We start from the raw sequence: 13,642 nt of genomic DNA, 5'->3' as shown, positions 1-13,642 counted from the left end.
ATGGGCTCTCAGTCCACTCCCGGGTTGCGATCCGCGGCGGGAATTCCGGTGCTTTGCCGGGAAGGCATCACGGGAACGCGCGAGCGACGATCCGACCCTACTTGCCTTCGAATTCCGGTTCCTCGTCGCTCATAAACGCCGTGACACCCTCCATGAGGTCGTCGGTGTTCATCAGGTGCCCGAACGCCTGCGACTCGACTTCGAGGCCGGCCTCGCTGTCCGTCCGCCCCGCACGGATCGCACGCTTGGTGAACTTCTGGGCGATCGGCGGGCCGGCAGCCATGTCCTCGGCGAACTCGAACGCGCGGTCCATGAGTCGCTCGGTAGCGACGACCTCGTTGAGGAAGTCGTACTCCTCCAGCGTCTCGGGGTCGTAGCGGTCGGCGGTGAAGATGATCTCCTTCGCGCGGCCCTCGCCGACGATGCGTGTGAGTCGCTGGGTGCCGCCCCAGCCGGGGAGGATACCGAGGTTATGTTCCGGCTGGCCGAACTCCGAGCGCGTCGACGCGATGCGGAAGTCCGCACAGGTGGCGAGTTCCATCCCGCCGCCGATACAGTAGCCGTCGATGGCGGCGACGACCGGCTTGTCGAGTTCCTCGAGCTTGCCGAAGGTCGACTGCCCCTTCTTCGAGAGTTCGACCCCACTCAGGGGGTCGCTTCCGCCGGTCGCCATGCTCTGGACGTCGGCCCCGGCGGAGAACGCCCGGTCGCCGGCGCCGGACAGCAGCACCGCGCGGACCTCGTCGTCATCGGCGAGCTCGTCGATGGCCACGGCGAACTCGTCCAGCAGGTCCTCACTGATGGTGTTCATCCGGTGCGGGCGGTCGAGCTGGACGTGAGCGACGTCGTCCTCGACGCTCACGTCGAGCGTCTCGAACTCGCTTTCCCCGTTAGCGGGCTCGGTCTCGACATAGAACCCGCCGGCGTCGGCGGCTTCACGCAGGTAGTCGGTTGGCTCGTACCGCGGCTCGCCGGTTTGTTCGTGAAGCTCCTCGAGCGTCTCCACGAGCGTGTCCAACCCCTCGTCGTCGGCCATCGTCGCCGGGCCCTCGGGGTAGCCCGCCCCGAGCATCACGGCCTCGTCGATCGCGTCGGCGTCGGCGACGTCGTTCTCGATCAGCCCGGCGACCTCGTTCGCCATGATCGCGAGTAGTCGGCGGCGGACGTCGTCGCGGATCGCGTCGCCCGGGATCTCGGGACCGCCGTCCTCGTAGTCGTAGAACCCCTTCCCCGATTTCTTGCCGATCTCGTCCTTCTCGACCTTGCTAATGAGCAGCGGACACGGTCGGTAGGCCTCCCCCAGCTCGCTGTGCATGTAGTCGAGAACGTGATAGCCGACGTCGATGCCGACCTGGTCCGCGAGCTCGAAGGCGCCCATCGGGAGCCCGATGCCGTACTTCGTCGTGGAGTCCACCTCCTCGATCGTGGCGTCCTCTGCCTCGACGATCCAGGCCGCCTCGTTCATCAGCGGGACCAGGACCCGGTTGACGATGAAGCCGGGGCTGTCCTTGTGGACCCGAACGGAGGTCTTCCCCATCGACTCGGCGAGGTCCTCGATCAGGTCGAGGACGGCTTCGTCGGTGTGCGCCCCCGAGATTACCTCGACCAGCTGCATCCGGACCGGCGGGTTGAAGAAGTGCATCCCGCAGAACTGCTCGGGGCGGTCCGTCTCCTCCGACAGCTCCGTGATCGAGAGGCTCGACGTGTTCGTGGCGAAGATCGCCTCCTCCGGCGCGTATTTCCCCACCTCGGAGTAGACGTCCTTCTTGATCTCCATCTTCTCCGGGACGGCCTCGATGATGACGTCCGCGTCCTCGACCGCCGTTTCGAGGTCGACGACGGGCGTGATCCGGTCGAGCGCGTCGTCGGCCTCGGCCTCGCTGATCCGGTCCTTCTCGGCGAGCTTGTCGAGGGACCACTCGATCTGCTCGTAGCCGTTCTGGACGAACTCCTCCTGGATGTCCCGCATCACCACGTCGTAGCCCGCGAGGGCGGCGACTTCGGCGATCCCGTGACCCATGTTCCCCGCGCCGAGGACGGTGATTCGGTCGACGTCGTCGAGTTCCATGTGCGGGCGGTCGGCAGCCGGCCGATTCAACGTTTCCCTTTTGTGAACGAGAAACGATCGCCGAGTTTACGCCGGGACGAAACCCACTTGAGAATCGGTCGCTTCGATCACAGCGTGCACGAGGAGATCGAGCGCACCCTACGAAGCGACCCGCAGATGGACCGGCTCGTGGAGACCCACGGCCGGCTGACCATCGAGCCGGCCGACAACGAGTTCCGCCAGCTCTGCCGATCGATCATCAACCAGCAGCTGTCGACGGCGTCGGCGAACGCCATCCGCGAGCGGACGTTCGGGCTGCTCGACGACGAGGTAACGCCGGAGCGGGTGCTCGCGGCCGACACCGACGCGCTCCGCGACGCCGGATTGAGCGAGACGAAGGTCGACTATCTCCGCTCGGCGGCCGAGGCGTTCCGGTCACAGGACCTGACGCGCGAAGGCCTCGCCGACCTCACGGACGACGAAGTCGTCGACGAGATGACCGCGATCCGGGGCGTCGGCGACTGGACGGCCCGGATGTATCTCATCTTCGTGCTGGGTCGCGAGGACGTGCTCCCCCTCGGCGACCTCGCGATCCGGAAGGGAATCGAGGCAGTCTACGGCAACGACGGCGGGATGAGTCGGGACGAAATGCGGGAGGTGGCGGAGACGTGGCGGCCGTACCGGAGCTACGGCACGCGCTACATCTGGGCCGAGTACGAGGGCTGAGAGCCGTTTTTCGTCGTGGGTGAGCTGACAGCCGGTGTCGCTTCACGGTCGACAGCGACGGTGACACCGGACACCCGCGTGCCGCCGCGTCGTCAGTGGCTACGTCACGCGCGGTGTTGGCCGAGGGTTCGTATGTAAATCCTCGTACTCGCGGCGGATCGCCCCCCCGCGGCCGGCCGGCTGCCTGGGGCCGTCGCTGTCGGCCTGCTGCTGGGGCTGTCGCTGCCGGCCGACTGCCGGCGGCCGTCGCTTCCGCCGGGGACCCGACAGCTCCCAAATCGTTAAGTGGTCGTCGTCCATCGATGTTTCTATGTCGATACAACGCCGCCGGTTCCTCGAGGCAGTGGGACTCGGCTCCGCGATCGGTCTGGCTGGATGCACTGGACAGGAGGGACAGAGCGCCGCGGAAACGCCGACCGAGATGGCCGAGGGGTCGAGACGGATCGGCGACGGCGAGCTCGTGTTAGCGACCACGACGAGCACGTACGACACGGGCCTGCTCGACGAGCTGAACCCGGTCTTCGAGGAGCAGTACGGCGTGACGGTGAAGACGATCCCGAAGGGGACCGGCGCCAGCCTCCGGACCGCCCGCGACGGCGACGCGGACGTGATCCTAGTCCACGCGCGCAACGCGGAAGACCAGTTCATGCAGGACGGCTTCGGGGTCAACCGCCGCGACGTGATGTTCAACGACTTCGTCATCGTCGGCCCCGAGGACGATCCGGCCGGGATCAACGGGATGGAGAGCGCGACGGAGGCCTTCGCGACCATCGCCGAGCAGGAGGCCACGTTCGTCTCGCGTGGCGACGATTCGGGGACGAACAAGAAGGAGCTCATCGTCTGGGACGAGGCCGGTGTCGACCCGAGCGGCGAGTGGTACCGCGCGATCGGCAAGGGGATGGGCGACACGCTGGTCCAGGCCGACCAGACCGGCGCCTACACGCTGGCCGACCGCGGCACCTACCTTTCGATGCAAGACGAGATCGGGCTCGTCATCCACGTGCAGGGGCCGTTGAAGGGCGGGCCGGTGCTCCTGAAGAACCCGTACGGCATCATGGCCGTGAATCCCGCCAAGTACGGCGACGTGAACTACCAGGCGGCGATGGCGTACATCGGCTTCATCACGAGCCCGCAGGCCCAGACGATGATCAGCGAGTACACCGCGAACGGGTCGCAGCTGTTCTTCCCGAACGCCATCTCGGAGGAACCGAACTTCGGCCAGTACGTCCCGCAGGGCTACTCCGCGAACGAGGCGTCGTCGCTCACGACGCGGGAGAAGCAGTACCTGTACTGGGTGGAGAACGAGGTGCCGGCAAACTACTGATGGACCCGCTGCTGCTCCAGATACAGCTACCCGAGGGCGGCTGGGCGTACGTCGTGAGCATCGTCGTCGTCTCGCTCCAGGTGAGTCTGACCGCCGTCGGGCTGAGCACCCTCTTCAGCCTCCCGGTCGCGCTGCTCGTCGGCTTCACCGACTTCCCGGGCAAGCGCGTCGTCACGGCCGTTATCAACACCGGGATGGGGTTCCCCAGCGTCGTCGTCGGCCTCGTGGTCCTCATGCTGCTCTCGAACAGCGGCCCGCTCGGGGTCCTGGACCTCGCGTTCACGCCGAAGGCGATGATCGCCTCGCAGTTCGTGCTCGCGACGCCCGTCATCACGAGCGTCAGCCTCTCCGCCGTCGAGGGGGTCGAGGAGTCCGTGCGCGACGCGGCCTACGCGATGGGCGGGACGAAAGTCGACGTCGGGCTCGTCGTCGTCAAGGAGGCCCGCTACGGGATCGTGACGGCCGTCCTCGCGGGCTTCGGACGCGCGATCAGCGAGGTCGGGTCGATCCTCATCGTCGGCGGCAACATCGTGTTCAGCGACGGCGAGTCATACACGCGCACCCTGACCACCGCGATCACCGTTGAGGCGAGGCAGGGGCGTTACGAGATCGGGCTCGTGCTCGGCCTGATCCTCGTAATCCTCGTGCTCGTCGTGAACGGGCTCGGGTCGGCGCTCCGCCGACAGGGGCGAGGTGATCGGTCGTGACGCTTTCCGCCACCGACCTCTCGGTGCGGTTCGGCGACGACCGCGTGCTCGAGAACGTCTCGATCGAGGTCGAGCCCGGCGAGGTGTTGACAGTCGTCGGCCCGTCCGGCACCGGCAAGACGACGCTTCTTCGCCGGCTCGCCGGGTTTCGGCCGCCGGACGACGGGTCGATCGAATGGAACGGTCGGGACCTCTGGGCGCTGTCCGCCGAGGAACGCCTCGCCGTCCGCAGACGGCTGAGCATGGTGTTCCAGGAACCGAGCCTCTTCAACGCGCCCGTCCGCCGGAACGTTACCTACGGCCGGCGCGTGCGACGGTCGTGGCCGGACCGGCTCCGCCGGAGTCTCCGGGACTTGCTCGGCGCGTCGGCGGCGGACGAGTCGGTCCGAACGGCGCTGGAGACGGTCGGGCTCGAGGGGAAGGGGGACCAGAACGCGCTGTCGCTGTCGGGTGGCGAGAAACAGCGGGTTGCGTTCGCCCGCGCCCTCGCCGTCGACCCCGAAATCGTGCTGCTCGACGAGCCGACGTCCAACCTCGACCCACAGAACACGGCGGTCCTCGAGGACGCGATGGTCCGCGCTCGCGACCGTGGGGTCGGCATCGTCCTCGCGACGCACGACCTGCATCAGGTCGAGCGGGTGTCGGACCGGGTCGCGTTCATTCACGACGGCGAGGTCGTCGAAAGCGGGCCGCCGGAACAGCTCTTCGAGAACCCGCAGGACCCGCGGACGAAGCGCTTCCTCGACGGGGAGTTACTGTACGAGGACGCCGAGGATCCGGACGCGAAACCCGTCGCCGCCGTTGCCGGCCGCAGTCGGGACTGAGACGTTGCAGTCGTGGAACGTCTCCTGGCGGCCGTTTTTACCAACTCCGAACGTCGGTGGGTGGGTTAAAAGAACCCGTCGCCAGCGACTCCGTTAGAACCGGTCCGTCCGGCCGGCGGCGGCCCACGCGTCACGTGGGGCGTCGGTCGGGACGCGCACGGTGCGGTTCTGCAGCGTGTCGACCCGCCCCGCGAACGACCACCGCTCGCCCTCCCAGGTCGGTTCCGCGTCGCCCTCCGCCGCGGCCGCGGCGGCCGCCGCCTCCTGGTCACGGAGATGGGCGGCGACGGCAACGGAGATGGCGGCGGCTTCCGCATCGTCGGCGTCGTCCGGGAGCGTGAGCTGGCTGGGGTCGAAGGCCGCCATCAGATGGGGATGTTGCCGTGTTTCTTCTCGGGCAGGCTCTCGCGCTTGCCCGAGAGCATTTCGAGGTCGTTGATCAGCCGCTCGCGGGTCTCGGTCGGCTCGATCACGTCGTCGATGAACCCGCGGTCGGCGGCGGTGTATGGGTTCGCGAACTCCTCGCGGTACTCGTCGATGAGCTCCTGACGCCGCGCGTCGGGGTCCTGAGCCTCCTCCAGTTCCTCCCGGTAGAGCACGTTGACCGCACCTTTCGGGCCCATGACCGCGATCTCGGCGGTCGGCCACGCGTAGTTGACGTCGCCGCCGATGTGTTTCGAGGACATCACGCAGTAGGCGCCGCCGTACGCCTTCCGGGTGATGACCGTGAGCAGCGGCACCGTCGCCTCCGAGAACGCGTAGAGGAGCTTCGCGCCGTGGCGGATGATCCCGTTGTGCTCCTGGTCCGTCCCGGGCATGAAGCCGGGCACGTCCTCGAAGGTGACGATGGGGATGTTAAAGGAGTCACAGAAGCGGACGAAGCGCGCGCCTTTCTGGCTCGATTCGATGTCGAGCGTGCCGGCGTTGACGCGCGGGTTGTTGGCGACGACGCCGACGGAGCGCCCGTCGAGGCGCGCGAAGCCGACGACGATGTTCTTCGCGAAGTTCTCCTGCACCTCGAAGAAGGAGCCCTCGTCGACGACGCGCTCGATGACGTTCTTCATGTCGTACGGCTTCCGGGGGGCGTTCGGGACGATCTCTTCGAGCTCCTCGTCGGCGCGCTCGGGGTCGTCCCACGGCTCGACGCGCGGCGGGTCCTCGACGTTGTTCTGCGGGAGGTACGAGAGCAGCCGGCGGATGTTGTCCAGCGCGTCCTCTTCGCTCTCCTCGGCGAAATGCGCGACGCCGGAGGTGGAGGTGTGCGTGACCGCGCCCCCGAGTTCCTCGAAGGAGACCTCCTCGCCGGTGACCGTCTCGATGACGTCCGGCCCCGTGATGAACATGTGCGAGGTGTCCTTCACCATGAAGGTGAAGTCCGTTATGGCGGGGGAGTAAACCGCGCCGCCCGCGCACGGGCCCATGATCGACGATATCTGCGGGATAACGCCGGAGGCCTCCGTGTTCCGCCGGAAGATCTCCGCGAAGCCGCCGAGCGAGGCGACGCCCTCCTGGATCCGGGCGCCGGCGGAGTCGTTGAGCCCGACGACGGGCGCGCCGACGTCCATCGCCTTGTCCATCACCTTACAGACCTTCTCGGCGAAGACCTCGCCGAGCGAGCCGCCGAAGACGGTGAAGTCGTGCGCGAAGACGAACACCTTGCGGCCGTTGACCTCGCCGTAGCCCGTCACGACGCCGTCGCCCGGGATCTGGTTCTCCTCCATCCCGAACTTGTGGTTCCGGTGCGTGCGGAACTGGTCGAACTCGTGGAAGGTACCGTCGTCGAGGAAGTAGTCGATGCGCTCGCGCGCGGTCATCTTCCCCTTCTCGTGCTGGGACTCGATTCGCTCCTCGCCGCCGCCCTTCCGCGCTTCTTCGCGGCGTTCGCGGAGCTCCTCGATGCGGTCCTCCATCGTCATACTGGACCACCACGTTTCATTGCTTATCGGGTTGCTAAAGCGTCGGCAAAAGGGTTCTGCTACACAGTGATATTTGGCGTCCCTTTTCCGTTGTCGGCGGCGTCGTCGCTGGCGACACCGTTCGATATCGCTCGAAAAACCTTGGCCGCTGAATGGTTGCACTGATAAAGAAGACGGGCTATCGTCGCCGGCGAGACCACTTGTCGTGTCCGGTATCGACGCTAGTGCAAACGCCTCGGCCTCGATCGACCTGTTCCAACACCTCCCGCTCGCCTGATCGCTTCATCGGGCCTACATTTCGTCCACCACACCCGTGTATATATCACGAAAAACCCCCAGTGAGAACGTGTCACTATCTCAAATCGTGGGGCATCTTCGCGCTAACGACAGAGATAAAAACACCGTACGGGAAAGCGTACCACGTACACGATGGTTAATGATAGTTCAATTTCAGATCGGCGTTCGTTCCTGAAGGCAGCTGGCGTCGCTGGCCTGGCCGGCCTGGCCGGCTGTACCGGCGGCTCCGACGGCGGTTCCGAGGGGACCGACTCCGGAACCGAATCGTCCGGCAGTGACGGCGAAGGCGGCACCCAGTGGAAGATGGGCACCTCGGGTCCCGACACGGCGACGCACGCGTCCGGCGTCGCGATGTCGCAGGTCGTCTCCGAGAAGTCCGACGAGATCAGCATGAGCGCGCAGACGACGGGCGGAACGGCCGCAAACCCGCGGCTCATCTCGCAGGGCGACATCGACGTCGCCCAGAGTACGGGCTGGGCCGTCCAGCGCGCCAACACCGGCGCGGCTCCCTACGGCGAACCCGTCGGGAAGACGATGACGCAGGTCCTGCCGTTCATGACGCTGGAGTACTACCTCGTCAAGCGCGACGCCGAGGAGCTCAGCGACATCGAGACCGTCTCCGACATTCCGACTGACGGCTCCATCTCGATGGCGTTCGGCCAGCGCGGCGGGACGAACTACTTCGCGGGCCTCGACGGCTTCCGCCTCTCCGGCATCGACAACCCGACGGAGAAGTACGACATCCAGTCGATGGGCTGGAGCGACCAGGGCTCGGCGCTGAGCGACGGTCGCCTCGACATCGCCATCGTCTACGGCGTCAGCCGTGAGGTACTGACGGGCTGGGCACAGGAGGTCGACGCGACGACCGAAGTCGACCTCGTCGAGTGGGAGTTCGACGAGTCCGACGTGAGCGAGTCCGGCATGCCGTACACGTACCTCGAGACGCCGGCCGACCTGTGGGAGCAGGACCTCCGGCTGGACTCGATCCCCTCGCTCGCCGTCGGCTACGAAACGGTCTTCCCGGCGGACATCTCCGAGGAGCTCGGCTACCAGTTCACGAAGATCGTCTTCGAGAACATCGAGGCCGTCCGCGACGCGAGCTCGGTGCTCTCCCGCGCGGGCAAGGAGTTCGCCGCCGAGTTCCTGCTCGCCTCCGAGGACGCGCCGGTCCATCCCGGCGCCGAGAAGTACCTCAAGGAGGAGGACCTCTGGTCCGAGGATCTGACGACCCTCGAGCAGTACCAGTCGTAACGCCCACCAACCGACCCCTTCGCGGTTCACTCATACAAATGCACATCCGACCTACCTCCACGAATGAACGTCGCTGAGTTCTTTGGCGGCGGGAACGGGTCCCGCGCCGACCGGATCCGCGGCGTCAAGTACGCCTTCCTGATCGTCCTCGGGACCATCTCCGTCGCGTACCACCTCTGGTACACGCGCACCTTCGGCGTCGAGGGCGACCAGCACCTGATCGTCCACCTCGGGCTGATGCTCGTCGGGGCTGCGGTCCTCGCCTTCGAGCCGGCCCCGGACTCGCTCCGCGAGCGACTCGGCAACGTCGCGACGCTGCTCGAGGCCGGCGCCGCGGCCGCGACGACGGTCTACCTGTTCCGGAGCTACGAGCGCATCGTCTACGAGCAGCTCGGGATCTACACCGACCTCGACCTGTTCGCCGGGCTCATGATGATCCTGCTCCTGCTCGACATCTGCCGGCGCGTCTACGGCCCGATGCTCTCGCTCGTCGGACTCTCCGGCATCGTCTACGCGATCTACGGGCCCTACTTCCCGGGGATCCTCCATCATACCGGCGTCGAGCCGGTTCGACTCGTGCAGGGGTTGACCGTCGAGTTCGGTAGCGGCGTCTTCGGCGTCATCACGCAGGTCTCGGCAACGTTCATCGTGATCTTCATGATCCTCGCCGGGTTGCTCGAGGCGTACGGCGCGCTGGAGTACTTCATCCAGATCGGCACGCTCGTCGGCAACCGCGTCCGGTCAGGCCTCGCGCAGATGACGACCGTCGCGAGCATGGGGATGGGCTCGGTGAACGGCTCCGCCGCCGCCAACGCCGCGACGACGGGTGCGTTCACGATCCCCCTGCTCAAGCGCCACGGCCTCGACGAGGACACCGCGGCGTCCTTCGAGGCGGTCGCCTCCAGCGGCGGCCAGATCATGCCGCCGATCATGGGCGCGGCCGCGTTCATCATGGCCCAGATCACCGGCACGAGCTACCTCGAGATCATCACCGTCGGCCTCCTGCCGGCCCTGCTGTTCTACGGCACCGTCGCCATCGGCGTCCACCTGACGACGCTGAAGGAGGGCCTCGACGCCGACGTCGACTCCTCCGATCTCAACGAGCTGGACGTCGGCAGCCAGGAGCGCGACGACGCGCTCGAAGCCGTCTTCGGCCGGTCGACCTCGGACGTCTCGTTCAACGAGGTAACGCTGCGGAACCTCGTCGTCGAGGGGATCTCGCTGTGGGTCCCGCTCGCCGTCCTGCTGTACACGCTCGTCGTGCTCCTGTGGGACCCCCTGTACGCCGGCTTCTGGTCGATCCTCTCGGCGATCCCGGCCGCGTTCCTCCAGAGCGTCGTGCTCACGGACGAGTACGACGTGGGCGACTTCGTCATGGACACCCTCGACGGCTTCGGCCGGGGGCTGGAGAACGCGGCGCCCATCGCCGTCTCGCTCGGCGTGATGAACGTCTTCGTCGGCGTGCTCAACCTCACCGGCTTCACGCAGGCGTTCGCGAGCAGCCTCGTGGAGCTCTCGGGCGGCGTGATGGTGCTACTCTTAGTGTTCGCGATGGTCGCCGCGCTCCTGTTCGGGCTCGGGATGCCCACCGTCGCGGCGTACATCACCGCGGTCCTGCTCATCGCGCCGGCGCTGACGGAGGCGGGCGTGCCGCTGCTGACCGCCCACTTCTTCGTCTTCTACTTCGCTATCCTCTCGGCGCTGACGCCGCCCGTCGCCATCGCCTGTCTCGTCGCCAGCGAGGTGAGCGGCGGGAGCTTCTGGCGGACGGCGAAGAAGTCGCTCGTGCTGGGCGGCCCGCTGTTCATCGTCCCGTACATCTTCGTCGTCAACGAGAGCCTGCTGTACTGGAACGGGCTGGAGACCGCCGGCACGTTCCTGCTGATGGTGATCGCGCTCGCCGGCACGTCGGCGGCGCTGATCGACAACCTCTCGGGCTCGCTCCGACTCCCCGTCCGCGGGGTCCTGCTCGCGAGCGCCGGGCTCGTCATGTTCGCGCCGGCGCTGCCCGCCGCGACGCTCGTTCGCATCGGCGCGGCGGCCGTGCTCGTGGGGACGCTCCTCTGGCAGAGTTCGCTGACGAAAGCCCGCGCGAGCGAGCTCCTGGGTCGCGTCGGCTCGTAGGCGTCCCGCCGGGGCGCCGAGCCGCCGTCCCGTTCCGCCCGTGCCGTCCCGTGCCGTCCCGCCGGTTCCGCCCGTCCCGCCCCCCGTCACTTTCTTTTATATGATCCCGTCGCCAGCGACGCTCTTTTAAATAGGCGCCGACGTCCCGGATTCGCCGCCCCACCGGTCCAAACGGACACACTCATATGTCGGTCGGGCCCGAACATCCGGGATATGGCTGACTACGACCTCGCCGATCCGCTCGAGGAAACCGCGGAGGCGATCGCGACGATGGAGGTCCGGGGTGCCGCCACCATCGCCGGCGAAGCCGCGGACGCGCTAGCGACGCAGGCGCGGGAAACGGCGGCGACCGAGCCCGAGGAGTTCCGCGCGACGATGCGCGCGGCCGCCCGTCGACTCCGCGAGACGCGGCCGACGGCCGTCTCGCTCCCGAACGCGCTCCGGTACGTCCTCCAGCGGATGGAGGGGAACGACGTCGAAACGCTCCGCGAGAGCGTCGTCCGCGCCGCCGCGGAGTTCGACCGGCGGCTGGAGCGCGCCCAGGAGGATCTGGGCCAGATCGGCGCCAACCGCCTGCAGGACGGCGACACGATCATGACCCACTGCCACTCGACGGACGCGCTCGCGTGCGTCGAGGCCGCCCTGGAGCAGGGCAAGGAGATCGAGGCCATCGTGAAGGAGACGCGCCCGCGCAAGCAGGGCCACATCACCGCCGAGCGCCTGCGCGAGCTGGGCGTGCCCGTCACGCTCATCGTCGACTCCGCGGCCCGGCGCTACCTCGACGAGGTCGACCACGTCCTCGTCGGCGCCGACTCCATCGCCGCCGACGGCTCCGTCATCAACAAGATCGGCACCTCGGGGCTCGCGGTCAACGCCCGCGAGCGCGGCGTTCCGATCATGACCGCCGCCCAGACGATCAAGCTCCACCCCGAGACGCTGACGGGCCACACCGTCGAGATCGAGATGCGGGACGAGGCCGAGGTCATCGACGACGAGACGCGCGCGGACGTCGGCGACATCGACGTCGAGAACCCGGCCTTCGACGTGACGCCGCCGCGGTACATGGACGCCATCGTCACGGAAAGCGGCCAGTTCCCGCCCGAGAGCATCGTGACGCTGATGCGCGAGCTGTTCGGCGAGGGCGCCGACGAGCCGTGGGCCGAATCGTGAGCTCCGACGACGAGGCCGTGGGGGACGAGGCCGTGGGGGACGACGAGGCCGGCGCGGAGGTCGACGACGCCGACGCCACCCCGCCGAAGCCAAGTGTCCTCTGTGCCGGCCACATCAACTGGGACGTGACGATGAAGGTCGAGCGTCTCCCGGAGCCGGACGGCGAGCAGCGCATCGATCACCTCCAGCAGGCCGGCGGCGGCAGCGCGGCCAACGTCGCCACGGAGCTGGTCGGGCTCAACGCGGACTCGGTGCTGTTCGGCAGCGTCGGCGGCGACGACTCCGGCGCGCTCGCGCTCCAGGAGCTCGACCGGGCCGGCATCGACCCCGGGCACGTCATGGTCGCCAACGACCGCGCCACGTCGGTCAAGTACCTCATCGTCGACGACGCCGGCGAGGTGATGGTACTCTCGAGCGAGGGCGCCAACGAGGCGTTCGGCGCCGCGGACCTCGACGACGCGGTCCTCGCGGACGTCGACCATCTCCACCTCACCAGCCAGAACCCGAACTCCGCGGGCGACCTCGCCGCGCTCGCCGCCGGGCAGGGCACCCCCGTCAGCTTCGACCCCGGCCGACTGCTCGACGAGCGCGACTACGCGACGGCGCTCGGCCACACCGACCTGCTGTTCGTCAACGACCGCGAGGCCGAGATGTTGGACGAAGCCGTCGTCGACGTCGAGGACCCGCAGGACGTGACGCTCGTTTTTAAACGTGGGAGCGAGGGCGCTGAACTCCGCCTTCCGGGTCGCGAGCGACTGTACGCGCCGCCCTTCGACGTGGAACCGGTCGACACGACCGGCGCGGGCGACGCGTTCGCCGCGGGCTTTCTCGCCGCCTGCTTCGAGTCGGCCCGGGGGCACGAGCCCGAGGTCGACGATGGGACCCATCGCGGCATTCCGGGCGCGACGGCCCCGCACTTCCGGGATGCCGACCTCGAGTACGCCCTCGAGATCGGCAACGTCGCGGGCGCGCTGGCGACCCAGGTACGCGGCGCGCGCACGTCGTTGACGTGGGAGCGCATCGACGCGTTCCTCGCTGAGCATCGGCAGTAGCCGTAGCAGGAATACAATTTCAATATGCAGAGTATGTGACGAAACCGAGTCTCCCATCGGTCAGCACAGGCGCACACAGAAGACCTTTGATAGCCTCAATCATGGAATATATAATGGGACTCGCTGTTGACCACCCCCCGTTTCCGTCACAAGGTGAATTGATGTGGCTTTCTCTGACAGTTCTTACTGCATATCTGCTCAGTA

Annotated in this window: 11 protein-coding genes; 8 read left to right on the top strand and 3 right to left on the bottom strand. The window is 67.4% G+C overall.

Features of this window, described 5'->3' with window-relative positions; genetic code table 11:
• Positions 1-97: 97 nt before the first annotated feature.
• The gene (locus ACQE3M_RS10485; RefSeq protein ID WP_430505555.1) at positions 98-2,068 is read right to left on the bottom strand and encodes a 3-hydroxyacyl-CoA dehydrogenase/enoyl-CoA hydratase family protein; all 1,971 of its coding nucleotides are present in this window, start codon (positions 2,066-2,068) and stop codon (positions 98-100) included.
• Positions 2,069-2,224: 156 nt separating this feature from the next.
• On the opposite strand from ACQE3M_RS10485, the gene ACQE3M_RS10480 reads away from it, so the two are divergent.
• The 4 genes from ACQE3M_RS10480 to ACQE3M_RS10465 all read left to right on the top strand — a co-directional run bounded on the left by ACQE3M_RS10480 (position 2,225) and on the right by ACQE3M_RS10465 (position 5,628).
• Positions 2,225-2,773, top strand: a complete 549-nt coding sequence (locus tag ACQE3M_RS10480; protein ID WP_430505765.1) for a DNA-3-methyladenine glycosylase family protein — start codon at positions 2,225-2,227, stop codon at positions 2,771-2,773.
• Between the two features lie 310 nt (positions 2,774-3,083).
• Positions 3,084-4,097 carry an ABC transporter substrate-binding protein gene (locus ACQE3M_RS10475; protein ID WP_430505554.1) on the top strand — a complete coding sequence of 338 codons (1,014 nt, stop codon included), beginning with the start codon at positions 3,084-3,086 and terminating at the stop codon, positions 4,095-4,097.
• Positions 4,097-4,804: an ABC transporter permease gene (locus ACQE3M_RS10470; RefSeq protein WP_430505553.1), complete on the top strand. Its 708-nt coding sequence runs from the start codon at positions 4,097-4,099 to the stop codon at positions 4,802-4,804. Before ACQE3M_RS10475 ends, ACQE3M_RS10470 begins: the two co-directional genes overlap by 1 nt.
• Positions 4,801-5,628 carry an amino acid ABC transporter ATP-binding protein gene (locus ACQE3M_RS10465; protein WP_430505552.1) on the top strand — a complete coding sequence of 276 codons (828 nt, stop codon included), beginning with the start codon at positions 4,801-4,803 and terminating at the stop codon, positions 5,626-5,628. The genes ACQE3M_RS10470 and ACQE3M_RS10465 overlap by 4 nt, the downstream gene beginning before the upstream one ends.
• 93 nt (positions 5,629-5,721) lie before the next feature.
• Here the strand turns inward: ACQE3M_RS10465 and ACQE3M_RS10460 are convergent, their stop codons facing one another.
• Complete coding sequence (locus tag ACQE3M_RS10460) at positions 5,722-5,994, bottom strand: acc operon protein (RefSeq protein ID WP_430505551.1); 273 nt, start codon at positions 5,992-5,994, stop codon at positions 5,722-5,724.
• On the bottom strand, positions 5,994-7,538 hold the full coding sequence (locus ACQE3M_RS10455) for an acyl-CoA carboxylase subunit beta (RefSeq protein WP_430505764.1): 1,545 nt from the start codon (positions 7,536-7,538) through the stop codon (positions 5,994-5,996). Before ACQE3M_RS10455 ends, ACQE3M_RS10460 begins: the two co-directional genes overlap by 1 nt.
• Positions 7,539-7,973: 435 nt before the next feature.
• On the opposite strand from ACQE3M_RS10455, the gene ACQE3M_RS10450 reads away from it, so the two are divergent.
• The 4 genes from ACQE3M_RS10450 (at position 7,974) to ACQE3M_RS10435 (ending at position 13,438) form a co-directional block, all read left to right on the top strand.
• Complete coding sequence (locus ACQE3M_RS10450; RefSeq protein ID WP_430505550.1) at positions 7,974-9,092, top strand: TAXI family TRAP transporter solute-binding subunit; 1,119 nt, start codon at positions 7,974-7,976, stop codon at positions 9,090-9,092.
• A 63-nt stretch (positions 9,093-9,155) separates the two neighbouring features.
• Positions 9,156-11,216, top strand: coding sequence for a TRAP transporter permease (locus ACQE3M_RS10445; protein ID WP_430505549.1), 2,061 nt, complete (start codon positions 9,156-9,158; stop codon positions 11,214-11,216).
• A 213-nt stretch (positions 11,217-11,429) separates the two neighbouring features.
• Positions 11,430-12,386 carry a ribose 1,5-bisphosphate isomerase gene (locus tag ACQE3M_RS10440; RefSeq protein WP_430505548.1) on the top strand — a complete coding sequence of 319 codons (957 nt, stop codon included), beginning with the start codon at positions 11,430-11,432 and terminating at the stop codon, positions 12,384-12,386.
• Positions 12,383-13,438 carry an ATP-dependent ribose-1-phosphate kinase gene (locus ACQE3M_RS10435; protein ID WP_430505547.1) on the top strand — a complete coding sequence of 352 codons (1,056 nt, stop codon included), beginning with the start codon at positions 12,383-12,385 and terminating at the stop codon, positions 13,436-13,438. The genes ACQE3M_RS10440 and ACQE3M_RS10435 overlap by 4 nt, the downstream gene beginning before the upstream one ends.
• Positions 13,439-13,642 lie beyond the last annotated feature (204 nt).

The organism is Halosubterraneus shenae (assembly GCF_050510935.1).
GTDB lineage: Archaea > Halobacteriota > Halobacteria > Halobacteriales > Haloferacaceae > JBDGPU01.
This window is presented reverse-complemented; position numbering and strand designations above follow the sequence as displayed.

Coding starts and splice junctions, on each gene's coding strand:
- ACQE3M_RS10485 (WP_430505555.1), bottom strand. CDS start 2,068: ATGGAACTCGACGACGTCGACCGAATCACCGTCCTCGGCGCGGGGAAC.
- ACQE3M_RS10480 (WP_430505765.1), top strand. CDS start 2,225: ATGGACCGGCTCGTGGAGACCCACGGCCGGCTGACCATCGAGCCGGCC.
- ACQE3M_RS10475 (WP_430505554.1), top strand. CDS start 3,084: ATGTCGATACAACGCCGCCGGTTCCTCGAGGCAGTGGGACTCGGCTCC.
- ACQE3M_RS10470 (WP_430505553.1), top strand. CDS start 4,097: ATGGACCCGCTGCTGCTCCAGATACAGCTACCCGAGGGCGGCTGGGCG.
- ACQE3M_RS10460 (WP_430505551.1), bottom strand. CDS start 5,994: ATGGCGGCCTTCGACCCCAGCCAGCTCACGCTCCCGGACGACGCCGAC.
- ACQE3M_RS10455 (WP_430505764.1), bottom strand. CDS start 7,538: ATGGAGGACCGCATCGAGGAGCTCCGCGAACGCCGCGAAGAAGCGCGG.
- ACQE3M_RS10450 (WP_430505550.1), top strand. CDS start 7,974: ATGGTTAATGATAGTTCAATTTCAGATCGGCGTTCGTTCCTGAAGGCA.
- ACQE3M_RS10445 (WP_430505549.1), top strand. CDS start 9,156: ATGAACGTCGCTGAGTTCTTTGGCGGCGGGAACGGGTCCCGCGCCGAC.
- ACQE3M_RS10440 (WP_430505548.1), top strand. CDS start 11,430: ATGGCTGACTACGACCTCGCCGATCCGCTCGAGGAAACCGCGGAGGCG.